We start from the raw sequence: 17,727 nt of genomic DNA, 5'->3' as shown, positions 1-17,727 counted from the left end.
TCCCCTGCTCAAATCACGAGTTCGTTGGGCCGCGCCTTGCGCAGCCAGCCCGCGACCCACATGCGGGTCAGCGTGACGGCGGTAAAGACGCTGGTGAACAGGCCGATAATCAGGACTACCGCGAAGCCGCGAACCGGCCCCGACCCGAACAGAAACAACAGCACCCCGGCGATGAAATTGGTGACGTTTGCGTCATAGATCGCACGGCTCGCTTCCTTGTAGCCCGTCTCGACCGCTGCGACGACCCGCCTCCCGCGTCGGCGCTCCTCGGCGATGCGTTCGTTGATCAGCACGTTGGCGTCGACCGCTGCACCGATGGTGATGACGAAACCCGCCAGGCCCGGCAGGGTGAGCGTGGTGTTGCCGATCGCCATGATGCCGAACAGCATGCCGACGTTGAGGATCAATGCGTAGGTCGCGTAAAGTCCGAAGCGGCCGTAGGTCGCGATCATCAGCGCGATAACCGCGAACAGGCCGATCATGATCGCGATCAGCCCCTTCTTGATCGAATCCGCCCCGAGATCGGGCCCGACGGTGCGTTCCTCGACGATTTCGAGATCGACCGGCAGCGCGCCCGATTGCAGCTGGATGGCCAGCGCGATCGCCGATTCGGTGGTGAAATTGCCCGAAATCTGCGCTTGCCCGCCATAGATCGGCTCGTTGAAGTTGGGTGCGGAAATCACCTCGCCGTCGAGGATGATCGCAAAGCGGCGATTGACGTTCTCTGCGCTCAGCTTGGCAAAGCGCGAGCCGCCCTGCGCATCGAAAGTGATGTTGACTACCGGCGAGTTGTCCTGCGGATCGTTGCCGGCCTTGGCGTCAATCAGCGAATCGCCCTGAATCCCGCCAAGCCGCCGGACGACGACCGAGAATCCTTCCTGCGGCGTGCCCTTGGCATAGGGAACAACCTGGGTCCCGACCTTGGTGACCTCACCAGCCGTCTCGTTAGGCAGGTCTTGCTGGAATTCAGGATCGACCAGCTTGAACTCGAGCTTCGCGGTCTTGCCGACCAGTTCCTTGACCTCGTCCGGATCGTCGAGACCGGGCACCTGGACGACAATCCGGTTCTCGCCCTGGCGGATGATCGTCGGCTCGCGGGTCCCCAGCGAGTTCACCCGGCGATCGATAATGTCTCGCGCACTGTCCATCGCGGAATTGAGCGCCGTTTCAGAGCCGGCCGAAGTCGGCGTCAGCACGAAGCGTGTCTGGTCGACGACTTCGAGGTTCCACTCGCGCACCAGCCCGCTGCCGTTGACCAGCGGGAGGATTTCTTCGCGCGCACGATCGACATCCGCCGGGCTCTCAACCATGAAGCTCAGTCGTCCGTCGCGCGTCGACACGTCACCGACGCGAATCCGCGGCTCGGCGGAGCGCAGCGCGGATCGCACCGCATCTTCCATGTTCTGCAGCCGCTGGCTGGCAACCTGGCTGGTATCCGCCTCGAGCAGGATGTGGCTGCCGCCCGCAAGGTCGAGCCCGAGGTTGACCTGCGGATCGGGCAGCGAGTCGGGCCAGCGCACATTGGCGATGTTGAACAGGCTGGGCAATGCAGCGACGATTGCGGCCAGGGTAATGCCCCACAGCCAGACCTTCTTCCAGGTCGGAAATTCGAGCATGTCGGGTCAGCCTCTCCGGATCAGTCGTTCGCGGCTTTGCCACCGGGCGGGATGATATCGCCGATGGTCGCCTTGACCGTCTTCACGCGGACGCCCTGCGCGATTTCGATCTCGGCGTAACTCTCGTCGACCTTGATCACCTTGCCGACGATCCCGCCTGCGGTGACGACCTGATCGCCCTTTTTCACGCTCTCGATCTTCTCGCGGTGGGCCTTCTGCTGGCGCATCTGCGGACGGATCAGCAGGAACCAGAAGATCGCGAAGATGCCGACCCACGGCAGCAGCTGGAGCCAGAAAGGCGGCGCTTCTGCGGCAGTCGCAGCAGCGGACAGAAAGTCGATCATCGTCTATAACCCAATCCGTGAGAACCCGTTTGTGCCGTCTCGCCGGGGGTGCGGAACCGGCGCATCGACCGTTCCATTCCTCCCCCTGCGGGGCATAGGTGGGCGCGCCTAGCAGCAATGCAAGGCGTCCGCAATCGAACGCAGGCCGGTGTGCGAAAATCGCCACATCGCCGGCCCGCGCCCCGGCGCGTTGCACGGTGCTTGCCTTGCCGGAACCTGCGCCCTATAGCGCCGCCTCCACTGGTCTCGGGAAGTAGCGCAGCCTGGTAGCGCATCACACTGGGGGTGTGGGGGTCGCAGGTTCGAATCCTGTCTTCCCGACCAGTGGAATTTCCCTCCATCGACTTTCGATCCAGCTCTGTGCTGGGAGTGTTGGAGAATATGTTTTCCTACACGAACCGATATGGTTACATGCCCTGCTCCCAATGCAAGGAGCAAGACCATGGCTGTTCTCGAATCGCTTATCGGCCCGATCGCCTCGATCATCGACAAAATCATCCCGGACAAGGAGGCTCGCGCGCGGGCCAAGCTCGAACTGATCGAGTTGCAGGGCACGCAGGAACTGCAGGCGATCGAAGCGCGACTTTCCGCCATTGTCGCGGAGGCGAACTCCACCGACCCGTGGACCAGCCGCGCGCGGCCGAGCTTCCTCTATGTGATGTACACGCTGCTGCTGTTCGCGATTCCCATGGGGGTTCTCGCAGCATTCAACGCCCGTCTCGCACAGGACATCGCTGCGGGCATGAACTCCTATCTCGGCGGCCTGCCGGAACCGCTCTACGCGCTCTTCGGCACCGGCTACCTCGGCTACACCGCCGCGCGACAGTGGGGCAAGGTGCAAGGGGTGGACAAATAGTGCTTGGACAGTGTTCCACATGTTCCACTTCACCTGCCGATACAGGCTTTGCGGGCGCAGCGTCGCCCGCTAAGCCGCACCGATGACAGTCGATATCACCAATACCGTTTACGTCCTCAACGGACCGAACCTCAATCTGCTCGGCACCCGCGAGCCGGAGATTTACGGTTCCGACACGCTCGACGATATCGCCGGCATGCTGGAAGATCGCGCTCGCGAGCTGGGCCTCCAAATCGACATGCGCCAGACCAACCACGAAGGGATGCTGGTCGACTGGCTGCACGAGGCGCAGGCCGAGGGTGCCCGCGCCGTGCTGCTCAATGCCGCCGCCTATACCCATACCTCGATCGCGCTGCTCGATGCGATCAAGGCGATCCGCACCCCGGTGATCGAGGTCCACCTGTCCGATCCGCTGGTGCGCGAGCCGTTCCGCCACATTTCCTACGTCGGCATGGGCGCGGTTAAATGCGTCTCGGGGCTCGGTGCTCGCAGCTATATCGTCGCGCTCGATGCCGTAGCGGAATTGTAACTTTCGGCGGCAGAATCCGCCTTCGCGCCCTTGCCAGCCCGCGCCGGGCCGCGCATAGGCTCACGCCTGCAACAGACAAGAGGCACATCAATGGCCGACAACAGTCGCTCCTCGGGCTCCAGGCCCGGAATGAATGTGGATATCAAGCTGGTTCGCGAACTGGCGAAAATGCTCGGCGAGTCCGGGCTCACCGAAATCGAAGTCGAAGATGGCGAACGCAAGATCCGCGTTTCGTGCGGCGGCGGTTACGCGACGCAGCAGATTCTCGGCGTGGCGGGGCTGGGTTCCGCTCCGGCTCAGGCACCGGTCTCAGCTGCTGCTGCGCCTGCCCCGGCGGCGCCCGAAGCGCCTGCTTCGGCGGACCACGCCAATGCGGTCAAGTCGCCGATGGTCGGCACCTGCTATCTCGCCGGCGATCCGAGCGCACCCAACTTCATCGCTGTCGGCGACAGCGTGAAGCAGGGCGACACGCTGGTCATCATCGAGGCAATGAAGGTGATGAACCCGATCACCGCTGACAAGGCCGGGACGGTGACCGCAATTCTGGTCGAGAACGCCCAGCCGGTCGAGTTCGACCAGCCCTTGGTGGTGATCGCCTAAACGATGGGTATCTCGCGCATATTGATCGCCAACCGGGGCGAAATCGCGCTGCGCATCCACCGCGCGGCGCACGAAATGGGGATCGAGACGGTCGCGGTGCATTCGACCGCCGACGCCGATGCGATGCATGTCCGCCTGGCCGACCACGCGGTGTGCATCGGGCCGCCACCGGCGAGCGACAGCTACCTCAACCACGCTGCGATCATCTCGGCAGCGGAAATCGCCCATGCGGATGCAATCCATCCGGGCTACGGCTTCCTTTCGGAGAACGCCAAGTTCGCCGAGATCGTAGAAGCTCACGGGATCAAGTGGATCGGCCCCAAGCCCGAGCACATCGTGACCATGGGCGACAAGGTCATGGCGAAGAAAACCGCCGGCGAACTCGGCCTGCCGCTGGTCCCGGGCTCGGACGGTGCGATCGAGGATCCGGTCGAGGCTGCCAGGATCGCCGAGGAAATCGGCTACCCGGTGATAATCAAGGCCGCATCGGGCGGCGGCGGGCGCGGCATGAAGGTGTGCAACAGCCCCGACCAGCTCGAAACCCTGATGCAGCAGGCAGGCAGCGAGGCCAAGGCCGCTTTCGGGGACGCAACCGTCTATCTCGAGAAATACCTCGGCAACCCGCGCCATATCGAGTTCCAGGTGTTCGGCGATGGCAACGGCGATGCGATCCATCTGGGCGAGCGCGACTGCTCGCTCCAGCGGCGGCACCAGAAGGTGCTCGAAGAAGCGCCCAGCCCGGTTCTTTCTGCTGAGGAACGTCACCGTATGGGTGAAGTTTGCGCCGACGCGATGCGCAAGATGGCCTATCGCGGCGCCGGCACGATCGAATTCCTGTGGGAAGACGGCGATTTCTACTTCATCGAAATGAACACAAGGCTGCAGGTCGAACATCCGGTGACCGAGATGATCACCGGGCTCGACCTTGTGCGCGAACAGATCCGCATCGCCGATGGCAAGCCGCTTTCGGTGACGCAGGAAGATTTGCGCTTCACCGGCCATGCGATCGAATGCCGGATCAATGCGGAAGATCCGTGGACCTTTGCCCCCAGCCCCGGCAAGGTGACGCATTACCATCCGGCGGGCGGGATGCATGTGCGCGTGGATTCAGGACTTTACGCCGGATATTCGATCCCGCCCTACTACGACAGCATGATCGCCAAGCTGATCGTCTACGGCCGCAACCGCGAAGGATGCATCATGCGCCTGCGCCGCGCGCTGGAGGAAATGGTGGTCGAAGGCGTCAAAACCTCGATCCCGCTGCACCAGGAACTGCTGCGCCAGCCCGACGTGCTCAACGGCGACTATTCGATCAAATGGCTTGAGGAATGGTTGGCCGAGCGAGCTGGTGAGGAGAAATAGGGTTGCGAATTCGTGGACTTTTCGCAGCCTCACTTGTGATGGCAACGGCTGGTGCCATGGCGCAGGACGCGCCGAAAAGCGCAGCCGCGGTGGCGCTCGAGCAGGCACAAGGCGCGATGGCGTCTTCCGCCTCGGGCGATGCGGACAGCACTTTCATCTATGCCATGGCAACCTCGTGGGGCGCGCCGGACAGCGGTGGGCGCACGGGCGTGATCTTCAACGAATTCAACGCCAAGCATGTCTTCACGCGGCGGCTGACGACCGGCAATTTTCGCGAAGACCTGCTGTTCGGCCTCGATGGCAAGGCCAATCTCAAGGTGGCTGTGATCGACGGCGGGATCGGCGACAGCTGCGCGAAAATGGCAGAGAGGAAATACACCCTGCACCTCGTGACGCGCGAAGGGTCGATTTCCGCCGAGGGCAGCGCGCCCCGCCCTTACGATTCGGGCGTGCAGAAGGGCTGCTTCGTGCGGATGATCGTCAATTCCTTCACTCTGCGCGAATTCCTCAACGAATCGCGCGGCTTGCAGGTCGGCCTCAAGCTCGATGTGAACGGCGAAAGCGCGCCGGTGTTCTTCGCATCCACGGGTGCGACGAAAGGCTTCTGGCAGCCCGCCGAACTCCTGATCGCGCGCCAGAATCTCGCCGTCTCCGGAGGCTAACCGAGCGCTTCGACCGCCACCCCGATGCACTCCATCGCATCGGCACGGATAGCATCCGGTTTCTGCTCGGCCAGAAACTGCTCGCGCAGAGCGTTGAGCGCAGCAAAGGCGTCGGGCTCGCGAATGTTCTGGGGAATGGCGTAGGAATTGAGGTGCGTCATCATCGCCACCAGCCTGTCACCCGTGCCGTCCGGCATGGCTGCAACCTTCCCTTCCCCGAGCAATCGGTCGAAGGCGCTGATCTTCGCCGCGCAAGCGAGATGTTCCTCCTCCGACATGGCCGCCAGCGAGACTGCGGCCTCTTGCTGCTCAGAACAGCCGGTGATCATTGACGCCGCCAGCGCCATGGCCGGGGCAATCGAAACCTTCATTCGAGCGGAACCCCCGGCTCCAGCTTGCTCGTACGGATCGTCAGGCTGGTCTTGACGCTCTCCACATTCGGTGCCGGCGTCAGCTTGCTGGTGAGGAATTCCTGGAAGCTCTGCAGGTCCTTGCTCACCACCTTCAGGATGAAATCGATCTCGCCGTTGAGCATATGGACTTCGCGCACTTCGGGCAGCGCATGCATGTGCTCTTCGAATTCGCGCAAGCTGGATTCGGCCTGACTTTTCAAGCTGACCATGGCAAACACCGTGATGGCAAAACCGAGTTCGGACGCGTTGAGCTCGGCGTGATAGCCCTTGATGATCCCGGCTTCTTCCAGCGCGCGAACACGGCGCAGGCACGGCGGCGCGGTGAGGCCGACGCGCTGGGCCAGCTCGACATTGGTTACCCGGCCTTCGTTCTGCAATTCGGAAAGCAGCTTGCGGTCGATCTCGTCAAGGTTGGCCATGATGCGCCCCTTTCGCGTGCCTTCCCGCAGCAATGATCCGCAGGTGTGAAACCAATGCCGCTCAAACAGTCCCTCGCGGCTAATTTTATTGTTTGTGCCAGCAATTGTCCCGCTTTGCAACGGGCGGGCCGACCAGCGTTTCCAACCCGGCGGAAGCTGTTAGAGACGCTTCGCGTCGGTCCTCGCTGGCGCCAGTCCTGCCACTTTCGAGCCACAGCGGAGCCGCCCGATCCTCATGCAATTCGACGACCGCCTGGCCACGGTACTGCGCCACCGCGCAGCGGGCGAAACGGCGGCGCGTACGCAGTTCCGCCAGCTGCTCGACCTGCTCGGCAGCCGCCGGGTCTCGGACGATAAGAGTCTGCTCGCCGCCGCGTGGTTGCGGCTGGCCGCGCTCGGAGAAATGATCCCGGCGACCGAACGCGCCGGGATGCTGCGCGAGCCCGGCCTGCGCTTTCGCAACCCCGAGCTTGCCTATCACCTTGCGGAGGACGAGCCCGAAGTCGCCGCCGCAGCGCTCGCGCATGCGCGTCTGGCCGAAGACGACTGGAACGCGCTTGTCCCGCGCCTGCCCATCCGCGCGCGCGGCTTCCTGCGCCTGCGTCGCGACCTGCCGCCGAGCACGCAGGAGCTGCTCGAGCGGCTGGGGATCCACGATCGCGGATTGCCCATGCCCGATGGGAGCGGCGCCGAACCACAGGGCGCGCCCAACGCCGAACTGCCAATCCCGGCAAACGATTCGATTGCAACCGCAGAGCTCGAGCCCGAAGACGAAGCACAGGCGGTAGAACCGCTTGCTGCCGAGGATGAGGGATCCATCGGCGCGCTCGTTCGCCGGATCGAGAGCTTCCGCAAGGCGCGCGCAGAATCGCATGCCGATCGATCCGATGCCCCGCGCTTGCCGCTGGGCGAAAAGCCGGCGCACGCACCACCTCCGGTCACCGGATTCGGTTTCACCGCCGACACGGAGGGCAGGATCGTCTGGGCCGATCGCGCGGTCGCCCCGATGGTGATTGGCGCTCGGCTTTCCACCGACACCATGCGCCGCGCGGTGCTGCTGCGCCAGCCCATCCGGATGGCGGCGATCGACATCGCGGGCGCGCCCGGCATCGAGGGCTCCTGGATCGTCGACGCGATGCCGCGCTTTGCCCGGCCGAGCGGGCAATTCTCCGGCTACGCAGGCAAGTTCCGCCGACCGCCGCATCGGACCGGCAACCCGCCCGACACCGAAATTGCGCCCGAAGCCGACCGCCTGCGCCAATTGCTCCACGAATTGCGTACCCCGGCCAATGCGATTCAGGGCTTCGCGGAAGTGATCCAGCAGCAAGTCTTCGGGCCCGCTCCGCACGAGTACCGCGCGCTCGCCGCCAGCATTGCGGGGGACGGAGCGCGGATCCTTGCCGGGTTCGACGAGATCGACCGGCTGGCCCGGCTCGAGACCGGTGCGCTCGAACTCGATGAGGGTGCCAGCGACGTGAACACGGTGGTCGGCGCGATGGTCGGGCAGTTGCAGGCAGTGCTCGCCGCGCGCACCGCCGGATTCGATTTCCTGAGCGAAACGGTCGGTTCGGTTCCGATGGCCCCGACCGATTGCGAAGGCCTGACCTGGCGAGTTCTGGCGACGATCGCGGGCGCGGTCGGTGCGGGCGAGCAGTTGCGGGTCGAGCTTTCGCGGCACGGAAATTATGCCAAATTCGCCTGCGAACTGCCAGCCTCCCTCGCTGGTGAGGACGATCTGTTCGAGACTTCCGGGAAGGCACCGGGAGGCACCTTGCGCGCGGGCATGTTCGGTGCCGGATTTTCCTTGCGGCTCGCCCGGGCGGAAGCTCAGGCTGTGGGCGGCAATCTCTCGCGGGTCGAAGACTGGCTGATTGTGACCTTGCCGCTCTTGACCGGGTCCGCAGGCGAACCTAGCCAGAATTCGGCGGCCTGAGGGGGCGCTTCAACCACAGGGGGTGACAGGCGGGTGAGCCGGTCGATGCTAGATACGCCGGCTGCCGGTTCGAGGGCCATGTTTCGCGAAGGGTTCGGCCAGCGCGCCATCCTGACAGTCGATACCGAAGAGGAATTCGACTGGGAGAAGCCGTTCAGCGCCGACGGTCACGGGCTCGACCACATCCCGCGACTGGCCAAGTTCCAGCAGTTCTGCGAGGGCCTGGGCGTCGTCCCGCTCTATCTCGTCGACTGGCCGATCGCGGAAAGCCCGATGGCGGTCGAAATCTTGCGCGAGCCGATCGCAGCGGGCCGGGCCGAGATCGGCATCCAGCTGCACCCATGGGTCAACCCGCCGCATGACGAGGAAGTCAACGCGCACAACAGCTTTGCGGGCAACCTTCCGGCGACGCTGGAGGAAGACAAGCTGCTGCGCCTGCGCGATGCCATCGCGAAGAACTTCGGTGCCAGTCCGCAGGTCTACCGCGCGGGGCGCTATGGCCTGGGTCCGAACACAGGGGCGATCCTCAAGCGCGCAGGCGTTGCGATCGATACCTCGGTACGCGCCAACTTCGACTATTCGCCGGGCGGCGGCGCGGATTACAGCCGCCACCCGCTCCACCCCTATTGGGTGGACGAGGACCGGCAATTGCTGGAGCTGCCCCTGACCACCGTCTATTGGGGCATGCTGCGGCGGCAGGGCGGTCTGCTCAATCCCGTCCTCGGCAACCTTCCGAAGCTGCCCGGCCTGTTCGCCAAGTTGGGCCTGCTTGAGCGGATACCCTTGACGCCGGAGGGGGTATCGATCGACGAAGCCATTCGCGGGATCGACATGGCGATCGATGATCAATTGCCATTGCTGGTGCTCTCGTTCCACAGCCCTTCGCTGGTTCCGGGGAACACACCCTATGTGCGCAGCGAAGAGGATCTCGACGATCTCTACGACTGGTGGCGCAGGATCTACGGCTACCTCGAACTGCGCGGAGTCAAACCGACCTCGATCAGAGAAATCATGCAATCGGTCGTCACTGGCTGAGCACCGCCGCGCCATTCCGCTTGCCACCGCAGGACGGCCAAGCTAACGCGCGCCTCGCCTTACGGCATCCATGGGCCTGTAGCTCAGTTGGTTAGAGCTGGCCGCTCATAACGGCTAGGTCGCGGGTTCGAGTCCTGCCGGGCCCACCGGATGCAACACGGCGAAATCGGTCGGGGAGTGGCGCAGCCTGGTAGCGCACCTGTTTTGGGTACAGGGGGTCGGAGGTTCGAATCCTCTCTCCCCGACCAGCATTTTGAGACTCGAAAGTGTCCGGGGGACACTTTCGGCCAAAATGCTCGCAAGCGAAGCGCGGGAGGCGGCCTTGTGAACACCCCTTCCGCGACAGTCGCTCATACTCCCATCCAAACCCGCGCCATCTGGGCCATCGCCCTGCCCGCGATGGTGACCAATGTCGCCACCGCGCTGATCGGTTTGGGCGACATGTGGATCGTCGGGCAGATGCAGGATGCGGCGGCGCAGGGCGCGGTCGATGTCGGCGCGCGGCTGTTCGCGGTGCTGTTCACCGTGATGAATTTCCTCAAGACCGGTACCACCGGCCTCGTCGCGCAGGAGGGTACGCGCAGCGGCGCAGAGGCGCAGGCGGCGGTTCTGCTGCGCGGGCTGCTGGTGGGTCTGGCAATCGCGGCGCTGCTGTTGCTTGCTAAGCCCGTCGTTCTGCCTTTCGCGCTCGATGCGCTGGGGGCGGAGGGCCAAGTGCTCGGTGCCGCACGGATCTATGCGGAAATCCGCTACTGGTCGGCGCCGGCGGTGATGCTCAACCTCGCGCTGATCGGCTTCATGGTCGGGCGGCGGCAGATGACGGCGGTGCTGCTGTTCGAGGTGGCCTACAATCTGCTCAATATCGCGCTCGGCCTGTGGTTCGTGCTGTCGCTCGACATGGGCATCGCGGGGGTCGGCTGGTCGAGCCTGATCGCCGAATACGCCAAGCTGCTGGTCGTGACTGCCTTCCTGCTGCGCGGGGAGCTTTTGCAAGCGATCTGGGTGCAGTTGCGCGACCGGGCGAATCTCGGCTGGCAGGCGTTTGCGCCGTTCCTCTCGATCAACCGCGACCTGTTCCTGCGCACGCTGGTGCTGATGATCGCGCTGGCCGCCCTCACCCGCCTCTCTGCCGAGCGCGGCACCGTGGTGCTGGCGGCGAACGGGATCATCTACCAGATGTTCGTGCTGACCGCCTTGCTGCTCGACGGGTTCGAAAACGCCGCGCAAGTGCTCAACGGCGAGCGGTTCGGCGCGAGAGACCGGGCGGGCTTTGCCGTCACAATTCGCGCGACTATGCTGCGCGGCTTCGGCGCAGCGGCGGTGGTGGCGGGCCTCTTCGCGCTGTTCGCCGATCCGATCCTCGCCAGCTTTGCCGCGACCGATGCGGTCGCCCTCGAAGCGCAGGCGAGCGCCCTGTGGCTGGTCTTGATCCCCTTCGCCGGAGTCGCCGGCTTCATCTTCGACGGCGTCTTCGTCGGCGCGAGCTGGACCCGCGCCCTGCTGCTGTCGATGGCGGGCTCCGCCCTCGCCTTCGCACTGTGCCTGTGGCTGACCTGGCCGATGGGCAACGCCGGGCTATGGCTCAGCTTCACGCTGTTCCTCGCCGTGCGGGCTCTGCTCCAACTCGCCATGCTCCCGCGCCTGATGCAGCGGAGCTTCCCCGTCACTCCTTCGGCAGGATAGGCCCCGGCTCATTGGCGAGGATGCCCACCACCTGCGTCCACACCGCGACATTCTGGCGCAGTTGCACCGGGTCGATTTTGTCGAGTGTATCGTCCGGAGTGTGGTGCAGGTCGAAGTAGCGGGTGCCGTCCTGCTGCAGGTCGATGATCGCGGTCTTCTGGTCGCGCGCGATGTTGATGTCCGCGCCGCCGGTGGCGACCGCCGTCCCGTTCGACACCCCGAACCGTGCGACCGTACTCGCGATCTTCGCGTGCAGCGCCGGGTTGCTGTCGCGGAAGTTGCTTTCGAACTTCCAGATCCGGTCTGCCCCGAAGTCGCTTTCGAGGCCGACCGCGATCGGCTCGTCGATATGCGCCGCGCTGTAGGCGACCGAGCCAAACAGTCCGACCTCTTCGGCGCCCGCCATCAGCACGCGGATGGTGCGCAGCGGCTGGCCGCTGTGCGAGACATGCTTCGCGGCCGCCGCGACGATGCCGCACCCTGCCCCGTCGTCGAATGCGCCGGTGCCGTTCCACCAGCTGTCGATATGGCACGCCACCAGCACCGGCGGCAGCGAAGGATCGCGCCCGACGATCTCGCCCACCACGTTTCCGCTCGTGGTGGTGCCGAGCAGTTGCGGGGTCAGCGTCAGCTTCATCACCACGGGCTTGCCCTTGGCGCGAGCAAACATCCGCTCGAGGTTCGCCGCATCGGGCAGCGACAGCGCGCCTGCCGGGGTCGGCGCAACGCCGTCGGGGAAGCCCGCGCCGCCGGTGTGCGGATTGCGGTGGTAATCGGTGCCGACCGATTTGATCACCGTCGCCACCGCGCCCTTCTGCGCCGCGATGCCCGAGCCGACCCAGCGCGCCGGACCGGCAAAGCCGTATTGCGAGCCGTCCTGTGTCCGCGTCATGCTGTGCGAGATATAGGCGATCTTGCCGGTCAGGCTGCCGTCGGGTGCGGCGCGCAGTTCATCGACCGTGCGGAAATACACGACTTCAGCGGTGATGCCTTCCGGACCCGTCGAAGCGGTACCGCCAAGCGGCTGCACCACCAGCGGCTGCGCGAAGGGGCTGAGAATTTCCGCCTTGTGCAGTTCCCCCGGCACCCAGGTCTGCATTTCGAACGGCTCGTCGGCAACGTTCCGGAAGCCCTGCGCCTTGAGCCATTGCACCGCCCAGTCGCGCCCGCGCTTTTCCGCCTCGGTCCCGGCCTGCCGCGGCCCGACCTCGGTGGTGATACCTTCGACGAAATCCCACGCATAGCGGTCACTGGAATGCGCACGGTCAGCTGCCTCTTCCAGAGTAGGCGGCACCGGCGTGATATTGGCGGCGGCGGGAACGGCGAGCGAAAGCGCAGCGAGCGCGAGTACGGGTTTGTGCATGGCCGCGGGTGCTATCGCCGGGCAATGCCCGTGTCCAGCGGCCATGCACGGAAGCAAAGGCGTTAGAATTTCACCCCGGCGGCAACGCCCCACACGCGCGGTTCGTTGACCATCGCTGTCAGGTTGTTGAAGTCGATCCCGCTGACCGCCGACTGGTCGTTGGTCACGTTGCGGACGAAGGCTGCCAGCTCAAAGGCAGGAGTTTCGTAGCCGACGCGGATACCGCCCTCGAGCTGGTGCGCATCCTGGAACTCGACCGATTCATAGAGGAAGAAATTGATCTTCGAGCGATAGGCCCAGTCGGTGAAGACGTAGAACTCGCCGTCGCCCATCGGCACTTCGTAGCGCGCGGTCCAGTTGGCGATCCAGCGCGGCGCTTGCGGCAGGCTGTTACCGTCGATGTTGACGATGGCAGCTGCGAACGGCGCGGCCGGGGTCACGATCGGATCGAGCACGGTGCACAGCGAAACATTGGGGAAAGTGTCGACCCGCGTTCCGCCGCATGCGGCGGTGGTGAGGCCGGTGTCCTGGATCTCGGTGTGGTTGTAGCTCAGACCGGCGGTCAGGAAGAGGCTGTCGGTCGGTGCCAGCTCGGCGTCGAGCTCGAACCCGTAGCCGCGCACATTGTCGGCGTTGATCAGCCGGTTGGCGTTGACGTTGCCGCCCACAGCGGTGAGCTGCGCATCGTTGAGATCATACAGGAAACCCGAGAGGTTGATCCGCGCGCGCCCTTCCCACAGCGTCGACTTGATGCCGGCTTCATAAGAGGTGATCGTCTCCGAACCGGCGACGGTCACCCCATCCTGAAGCGGGGTCGCGGTGGCGGGCGGGAACAGGATGCGGCCCTGGATGCTCGGCGCGCGATAACCGCGTGCGACCTTGGCATAGAGGTTGACGTCCTCGCTCGCCGCGTAGCTCAGGCTGGCGTCCCACGTCAGCGTGTCGTCGGAAACACTGCGGGTGACGGTGCCGAGCGGGTTCTGCAGGAAAGTCGGGAACTGCGTGTCCTGGCTGCGGACGACGACGAAATCGCGTTCGTCATCGTTGTAGCGGATGCCGCCTGTCACGCTCAGCTGGTCGGTCAGATCATAGGTCAGCGAGCCGAAGATGCCGAGCGCTTTGCTCTCCTGATCCTGTGCGACGACGATGTTGACCCCGCCCGGTGCGTTGAGCGGATCACCCAGCGTTGAGTAGTTCTCGCTCACGATGCGCAGCGATTCGTCGAAATAGAACACCCCGGCCTGATAGCTCAGCGGACCGTCGCCATTGCTGGCGATGCGCAGTTCCTGGGTGAACTGGTCGAGATCGGGGATCGAATCGCGGGTCTCGGCGGTGAACGGGATCTCGCCCGGGCCGTAAAGATTGGGCGGCAGGAAGTTCGCTCCGAAACCGCCGTCGACATCGCCGACCGAGGTCGACCGGCCGTGCCAGTAGCTGGTGACCGAAATCAGCGAGACCGGGCCGATATCCCAGGTCACTCTGGCAGCGGCGTTCTGGGTCTTGACGCGCTGCTCGTTCTGGCCGTCGACCGAGATGGTGTCCTCGTCGAAATTGGCGTTGAGGCCCTTGAGGCCGCGGGTGAAATTGTTCGCCCGGAACAGGCGCGCGGTGCCGTCGAGGTCGCGGAACTGGCCGGTCAGCAGGATCGAAAAGCTGTCGCTCGGGTGGATATCGGTCTGCAGGCGCAGCGCGAAATCGCTGTATCCGCCCAACGCGTCCTCCGTCGTGCCCGACGGGAGGATATTGTCGACGTAATCATCCTGCCGCTGGAGCAGGCCCGAGACCCGCACGCTCACCTTGTCGCCCAGCGGGCCGCCGACGGCCGCCTCTGCGTTGATCGCATTGTGGCTGCCATAGCTGATCCGGGCATAGCCGTCGGCAAAGTCCTGCGGCTTGACCGAATCGAACTTGACGATCCCGGCCGGCGTGTTGCGCCCGAACAGCGTGCCCTGCGGCCCGCGCAGCACCGCGACCTGCTGCATGTCGAACACCGGGAAGCCCTTCAGGATCGGGTTTTCCAGCACCACGTCGTCATACACCAGGCTGACCGGCTGCGAGGCGTTGAGGTCGAAATCGGTGTTGCCGAGGCCGCGGATGTAGAACCGCGGGAAGGTGCGCCCGAACGAGCTTTCGACCACCAGGCTGGGCACCCGGCCCGACAGCGCGCGGATGTCCTGCCCGCTGCTGTTGATCGCGGTCAGCGTATCGTCGCGCAGCGCAGTGACCGAGACCGGCACGTCCTGGATGTCTTCCTCGCGCCGCTGCGCGGTCACCACGATGATGCCGACGCCCGACTGCTCTTCTGCGGTCGGGGCGGTTTCCTGCGCCAGAACCGGGGCGGCGCCCAGCAGCGAGGCCGTGAGAGCAGTGGTGGTGGCGAGAAAGGACGAGATGCGCGTCATGTGAAAAACCCCCTGTATGCCGATTCCCGGCGAAATCGCAGGCGGTATTGCCGCGCCGCAGCAATGGGTCAATTTGATGACAGCCGAATGCGGCGGAGGAAATGCCGATGCCACGCCCCCCGTTGCGCAAAAGCCACGAATCTTGTCATGCAACGGACGCAATTCGCGCCGCATCGTCACACACCGCTCCACGCTTGCCCCGCACGCCCGCACCCCCTATCTGCGCGCCAACACATTTCCTCAGCCAGATACGTTTCAAAGGACACGCTCCGATGGCCGCGCAATATGCCTATGTCATGAAGAACATGACCAAGAGCTTCCCCGGTGCCCAGAAGCCGGTTCTCTCCAACATCAACCTGCAGTTCTACCAGGGTGCGAAGATCGGCATCGTCGGCCCCAACGGCGCGGGCAAGTCGACCCTGATCAAGATCATGGCCGGGATCGACACCGACTTCACCGGCGAAGCCTGGCCGGGCGAGAACATCACCGTTGGCTATCTCGAGCAGGAGCCCGAGCTCGACCCGACCAAGACCGTGCTGGAAAACGTGCGCGAAGGGGCCAAGGAAACCGCCGACCTCGTCGCCCGGTTCAACGAAATCAGCGCGCTGATGTGTGAGCCTGATGCCGATTTCGACGCGCTCGGCACGGAAATGGGCGAATTGCAGGACAAGATCGACGCGGTCGACGGCTGGACGCTCGACAACCAGCTCGAAGTCGCGATGGAGGCCTTGCGCTGCCCACCGGGCGACATGGGTGTCGAGACCCTTTCGGGCGGCGAGAAGCGCCGCGTCGCGCTCACCCGGCTGCTGATCCAGAAGCCCGGCATCCTGCTGCTCGACGAACCGACCAACCACCTCGACGCGGAATCCGTGCTGTGGCTGGAAAACCACCTCAAGGACTATGCCGGCGCGGTGCTGATGATCACCCACGACCGCTACTTCCTCGACAACGTCGTGGAATGGATCCTCGAGCTCGATCGCGGGTCCTACTACCCCTATGAAGGCAATTACTCGACCTATCTCGAGAAGAAGGCCAAGCGGCTCGAGCAGGAAAGCCGCGAGGAGAGCGGCAAACAGAAGGCGCTCCAGCGCGAGCTCGAGTGGATCCGCCAGACCCCCGCCGCGCGCCAGACCAAGAGCAAAGCGCGCGTGCGCAAGTTCGAGGAACTGCAAAACGCGCAGGACAACCGCCCCGTGGGCAAGGCGCAGATCGTCATCCAGGTGCCCGAACGGCTGGGCGGCAAGGTGATCGAAGCGAAGAATCTGACCAAGGCCTATGGCGACAAGCTGCTGTTCGAGAACCTCAGCTTCACCCTGCCGCCGGGCGGCATCGTGGGCATCATCGGCCCCAATGGCGCGGGCAAGTCGACCCTGTTCAAGATCCTGACCGGCAAGGAACAGCCCGACAGCGGCACGGTCGAGATCGGCTCGACAGTGCATTTGGGTTATGTCGACCAGAGCCGCGATCACCTCGATCCCAAGAACAACGTGTGGCAGGAAATCAGCGACGGGCTGGATTACATGACCGTCAACAAGCAGGAAACCTCCACCCGCGCCTACGTCGGCGCGTTCAACTTCAAGGGCGCGGACCAGCAGAAGAACGTCGGCAAGCTGTCGGGCGGCGAACGCAACCGCGTGCACATGGCCAAGATGCTCAAGCAGGGCGGCAACGTGCTGCTGCTGGACGAGCCGACCAACGATCTCGACGTCGAAACCCTGTCGGCGCTCGAGGACGCGATCGAGAACTTCGCCGGCTGCGCGGTGGTGATCTCGCACGACCGCTTCTTCCTCGACCGGCTGGCGACGCATATCCTGGCGTTCGAAGGCAACAGCCACGTGGAGTGGTTCGAGGGGAACTTCGAAGCCTACGAAGAGGACAAGCGGCGCAGGCTTGGCGACGCGGCGGATAGGCCAACGAAGTTGCAGTACAAGAAGCTGACTAGGTAGGCGCAATCCGTGGTTTTTTGCGAAGATCTATACGGGTGGGGCGGTGCGCAGTTCTTGCGTCCATCGCTTGTTTAAGATAAGTCTGTGAAAGGTAATAACCAGCATAATGGCCATCACCCTTTTTTCTTACAAATAGACATCCGTAACTGGAATCTGTTGCGTCAACAGGCCAAAAGCATGCGACTATCGAATCATCCTGCAGGTGGCCATGAAACTCCCACTTTTTATAATTTTGTTCCTCAGGAAATGTTCGCTCTATTGAGCCGTGAATTACATTACGATCCTGGGTAATGATGAACTTATCCCGTTTTACGACGTTGTTATCTTTATCGAAAATATCATCTTCCCATTCGCCTGAGAAGGGATTTTTCCTATTGAGAAATCTAATTAGAAATTCGGTCGAAAGCTTTACTAGGATCGCTTTTACGATTTCCCACGCAAAGATTGCTGCGAAGAACGCTAGGGTCAGGACCTATTAAATCGCTTGCAAGAGGCATGGTTGGTTGATTCAATGGCAGCGTCAAGGAGGCGTTGGCTATGGATTATCCGTATTTGCTGAGCGAG

General features: G+C 63.8%; 15 protein-coding genes and 3 tRNA genes. 12 read left to right on the top strand and 6 right to left on the bottom strand.

Features of this window, described 5'->3' with window-relative positions:
* Window positions 1-8: 8 nt before the first annotated feature.
* Window positions 9-1,616, bottom strand: a complete 1,608-nt coding sequence (secD, locus tag NSO95_RS03070) for a protein translocase subunit SecD (protein ID WP_257594685.1) — start codon at window positions 1,614-1,616, stop codon at window positions 9-11.
* A 20-nt stretch (window positions 1,617-1,636) separates the two neighbouring features.
* Window positions 1,637-1,960, bottom strand: a complete 324-nt coding sequence (gene yajC, locus NSO95_RS03065) for a preprotein translocase subunit YajC (RefSeq protein ID WP_257594684.1) — start codon at window positions 1,958-1,960, stop codon at window positions 1,637-1,639.
* Between the two features lie 247 nt (window positions 1,961-2,207).
* Between yajC and NSO95_RS03060 the strand changes: the two genes are divergently transcribed.
* From NSO95_RS03060 to NSO95_RS03035, 6 genes are all read left to right on the top strand, one after another.
* Window positions 2,208-2,284: transfer RNA gene (locus NSO95_RS03060), tRNA-Pro, on the top strand.
* Window positions 2,285-2,402: 118 nt separating this feature from the next.
* Window positions 2,403-2,816 carry a holin family protein gene (locus NSO95_RS03055; protein WP_257594683.1) on the top strand — a complete coding sequence of 138 codons (414 nt, stop codon included), beginning with the start codon at window positions 2,403-2,405 and terminating at the stop codon, window positions 2,814-2,816.
* A gap of 82 nt (window positions 2,817-2,898) precedes the next feature.
* Complete coding sequence (locus NSO95_RS03050) at window positions 2,899-3,345, top strand: type II 3-dehydroquinate dehydratase (RefSeq protein WP_301332505.1); 447 nt, start codon at window positions 2,899-2,901, stop codon at window positions 3,343-3,345.
* 129 nt (window positions 3,346-3,474) lie between these two features.
* Window positions 3,475-3,945 (top strand): acetyl-CoA carboxylase biotin carboxyl carrier protein, encoded by a 471-nt coding sequence (gene accB / locus NSO95_RS03045; protein WP_257594682.1) that lies wholly within the window; start codon window positions 3,475-3,477, stop codon window positions 3,943-3,945.
* Window positions 3,946-3,948: 3 nt separating this feature from the next.
* Window positions 3,949-5,307, top strand: coding sequence for an acetyl-CoA carboxylase biotin carboxylase subunit (gene accC / locus NSO95_RS03040; RefSeq protein ID WP_257594681.1), 1,359 nt, complete (start codon window positions 3,949-3,951; stop codon window positions 5,305-5,307).
* Window positions 5,308-5,345: 38 nt separating this feature from the next.
* Window positions 5,346-5,969: a hypothetical protein gene (locus tag NSO95_RS03035; protein WP_257594680.1), complete on the top strand. Its 624-nt coding sequence runs from the start codon at window positions 5,346-5,348 to the stop codon at window positions 5,967-5,969.
* Here NSO95_RS03035 and NSO95_RS03030 read toward each other — a convergent pair.
* Together NSO95_RS03030 and NSO95_RS03025 are read right to left on the bottom strand one after the other, a co-directional pair.
* A complete protein-coding gene (locus NSO95_RS03030) occupies window positions 5,966-6,340 on the bottom strand; it encodes a hypothetical protein (RefSeq protein WP_257594679.1) in 375 nt (124 codons plus the stop codon). The genes NSO95_RS03035 and NSO95_RS03030 overlap by 4 nt on opposite strands.
* Entirely contained in the window at window positions 6,337-6,801 is a 465-nt protein-coding gene (locus NSO95_RS03025; RefSeq protein WP_257594678.1) for an Lrp/AsnC family transcriptional regulator, read from the bottom strand. Before NSO95_RS03025 ends, NSO95_RS03030 begins: the two co-directional genes overlap by 4 nt.
* 235 nt (window positions 6,802-7,036) lie before the next feature.
* Here NSO95_RS03025 and NSO95_RS03020 point away from each other — a divergent pair, with 235 nt between their 5' ends.
* From NSO95_RS03020 to NSO95_RS03000, 5 genes are all read left to right on the top strand, one after another.
* Window positions 7,037-8,734: a histidine kinase dimerization/phospho-acceptor domain-containing protein gene (locus NSO95_RS03020; RefSeq protein WP_257594677.1), complete on the top strand. Its 1,698-nt coding sequence runs from the start codon at window positions 7,037-7,039 to the stop codon at window positions 8,732-8,734.
* Window positions 8,735-8,779: 45 nt separating this feature from the next.
* Window positions 8,780-9,769 carry a polysaccharide deacetylase family protein gene (locus NSO95_RS03015; protein WP_257594676.1) on the top strand — a complete coding sequence of 330 codons (990 nt, stop codon included), beginning with the start codon at window positions 8,780-8,782 and terminating at the stop codon, window positions 9,767-9,769.
* Window positions 9,770-9,841: 72 nt separating this feature from the next.
* Window positions 9,842-9,915: transfer RNA gene (locus tag NSO95_RS03010), tRNA-Ile, on the top strand.
* Between the two features lie 25 nt (window positions 9,916-9,940).
* A tRNA-Pro gene (locus NSO95_RS03005) sits at window positions 9,941-10,017 on the top strand.
* A 76-nt stretch (window positions 10,018-10,093) separates the two neighbouring features.
* The gene (locus NSO95_RS03000) at window positions 10,094-11,452 is read left to right on the top strand and encodes an MATE family efflux transporter (protein ID WP_257594675.1); all 1,359 of its coding nucleotides are present in this window, start codon (window positions 10,094-10,096) and stop codon (window positions 11,450-11,452) included.
* Here NSO95_RS03000 and NSO95_RS02995 read toward each other — a convergent pair.
* A complete protein-coding gene (locus NSO95_RS02995; RefSeq protein WP_257594674.1) occupies window positions 11,433-12,815 on the bottom strand; it encodes a M28 family peptidase in 1,383 nt (460 codons plus the stop codon). The two genes, NSO95_RS03000 and NSO95_RS02995, sit on opposite strands and share 20 nt — an antisense overlap.
* Window positions 12,816-12,877: 62 nt before the next feature.
* On the bottom strand, window positions 12,878-15,217 hold the full coding sequence (locus tag NSO95_RS02990; RefSeq protein ID WP_257594673.1) for a TonB-dependent receptor: 2,340 nt from the start codon (window positions 15,215-15,217) through the stop codon (window positions 12,878-12,880).
* 272 nt (window positions 15,218-15,489) lie between these two features.
* On the opposite strand from NSO95_RS02990, the gene ettA reads away from it, so the two are divergent.
* Window positions 15,490-17,163 carry an energy-dependent translational throttle protein EttA gene (ettA, locus tag NSO95_RS02985; RefSeq protein WP_257594672.1) on the top strand — a complete coding sequence of 558 codons (1,674 nt, stop codon included), beginning with the start codon at window positions 15,490-15,492 and terminating at the stop codon, window positions 17,161-17,163.
* Window positions 17,164-17,727 lie beyond the last annotated feature (564 nt).

This window comes from Parerythrobacter lacustris (assembly GCF_024626475.1).
GTDB lineage: Bacteria > Pseudomonadota > Alphaproteobacteria > Sphingomonadales > Sphingomonadaceae > Parerythrobacter_A > Parerythrobacter_A lacustris.
Note: the sequence above shows the minus strand (reverse complement) of the source record. Positions and strands in the feature narration are given on the sequence as shown.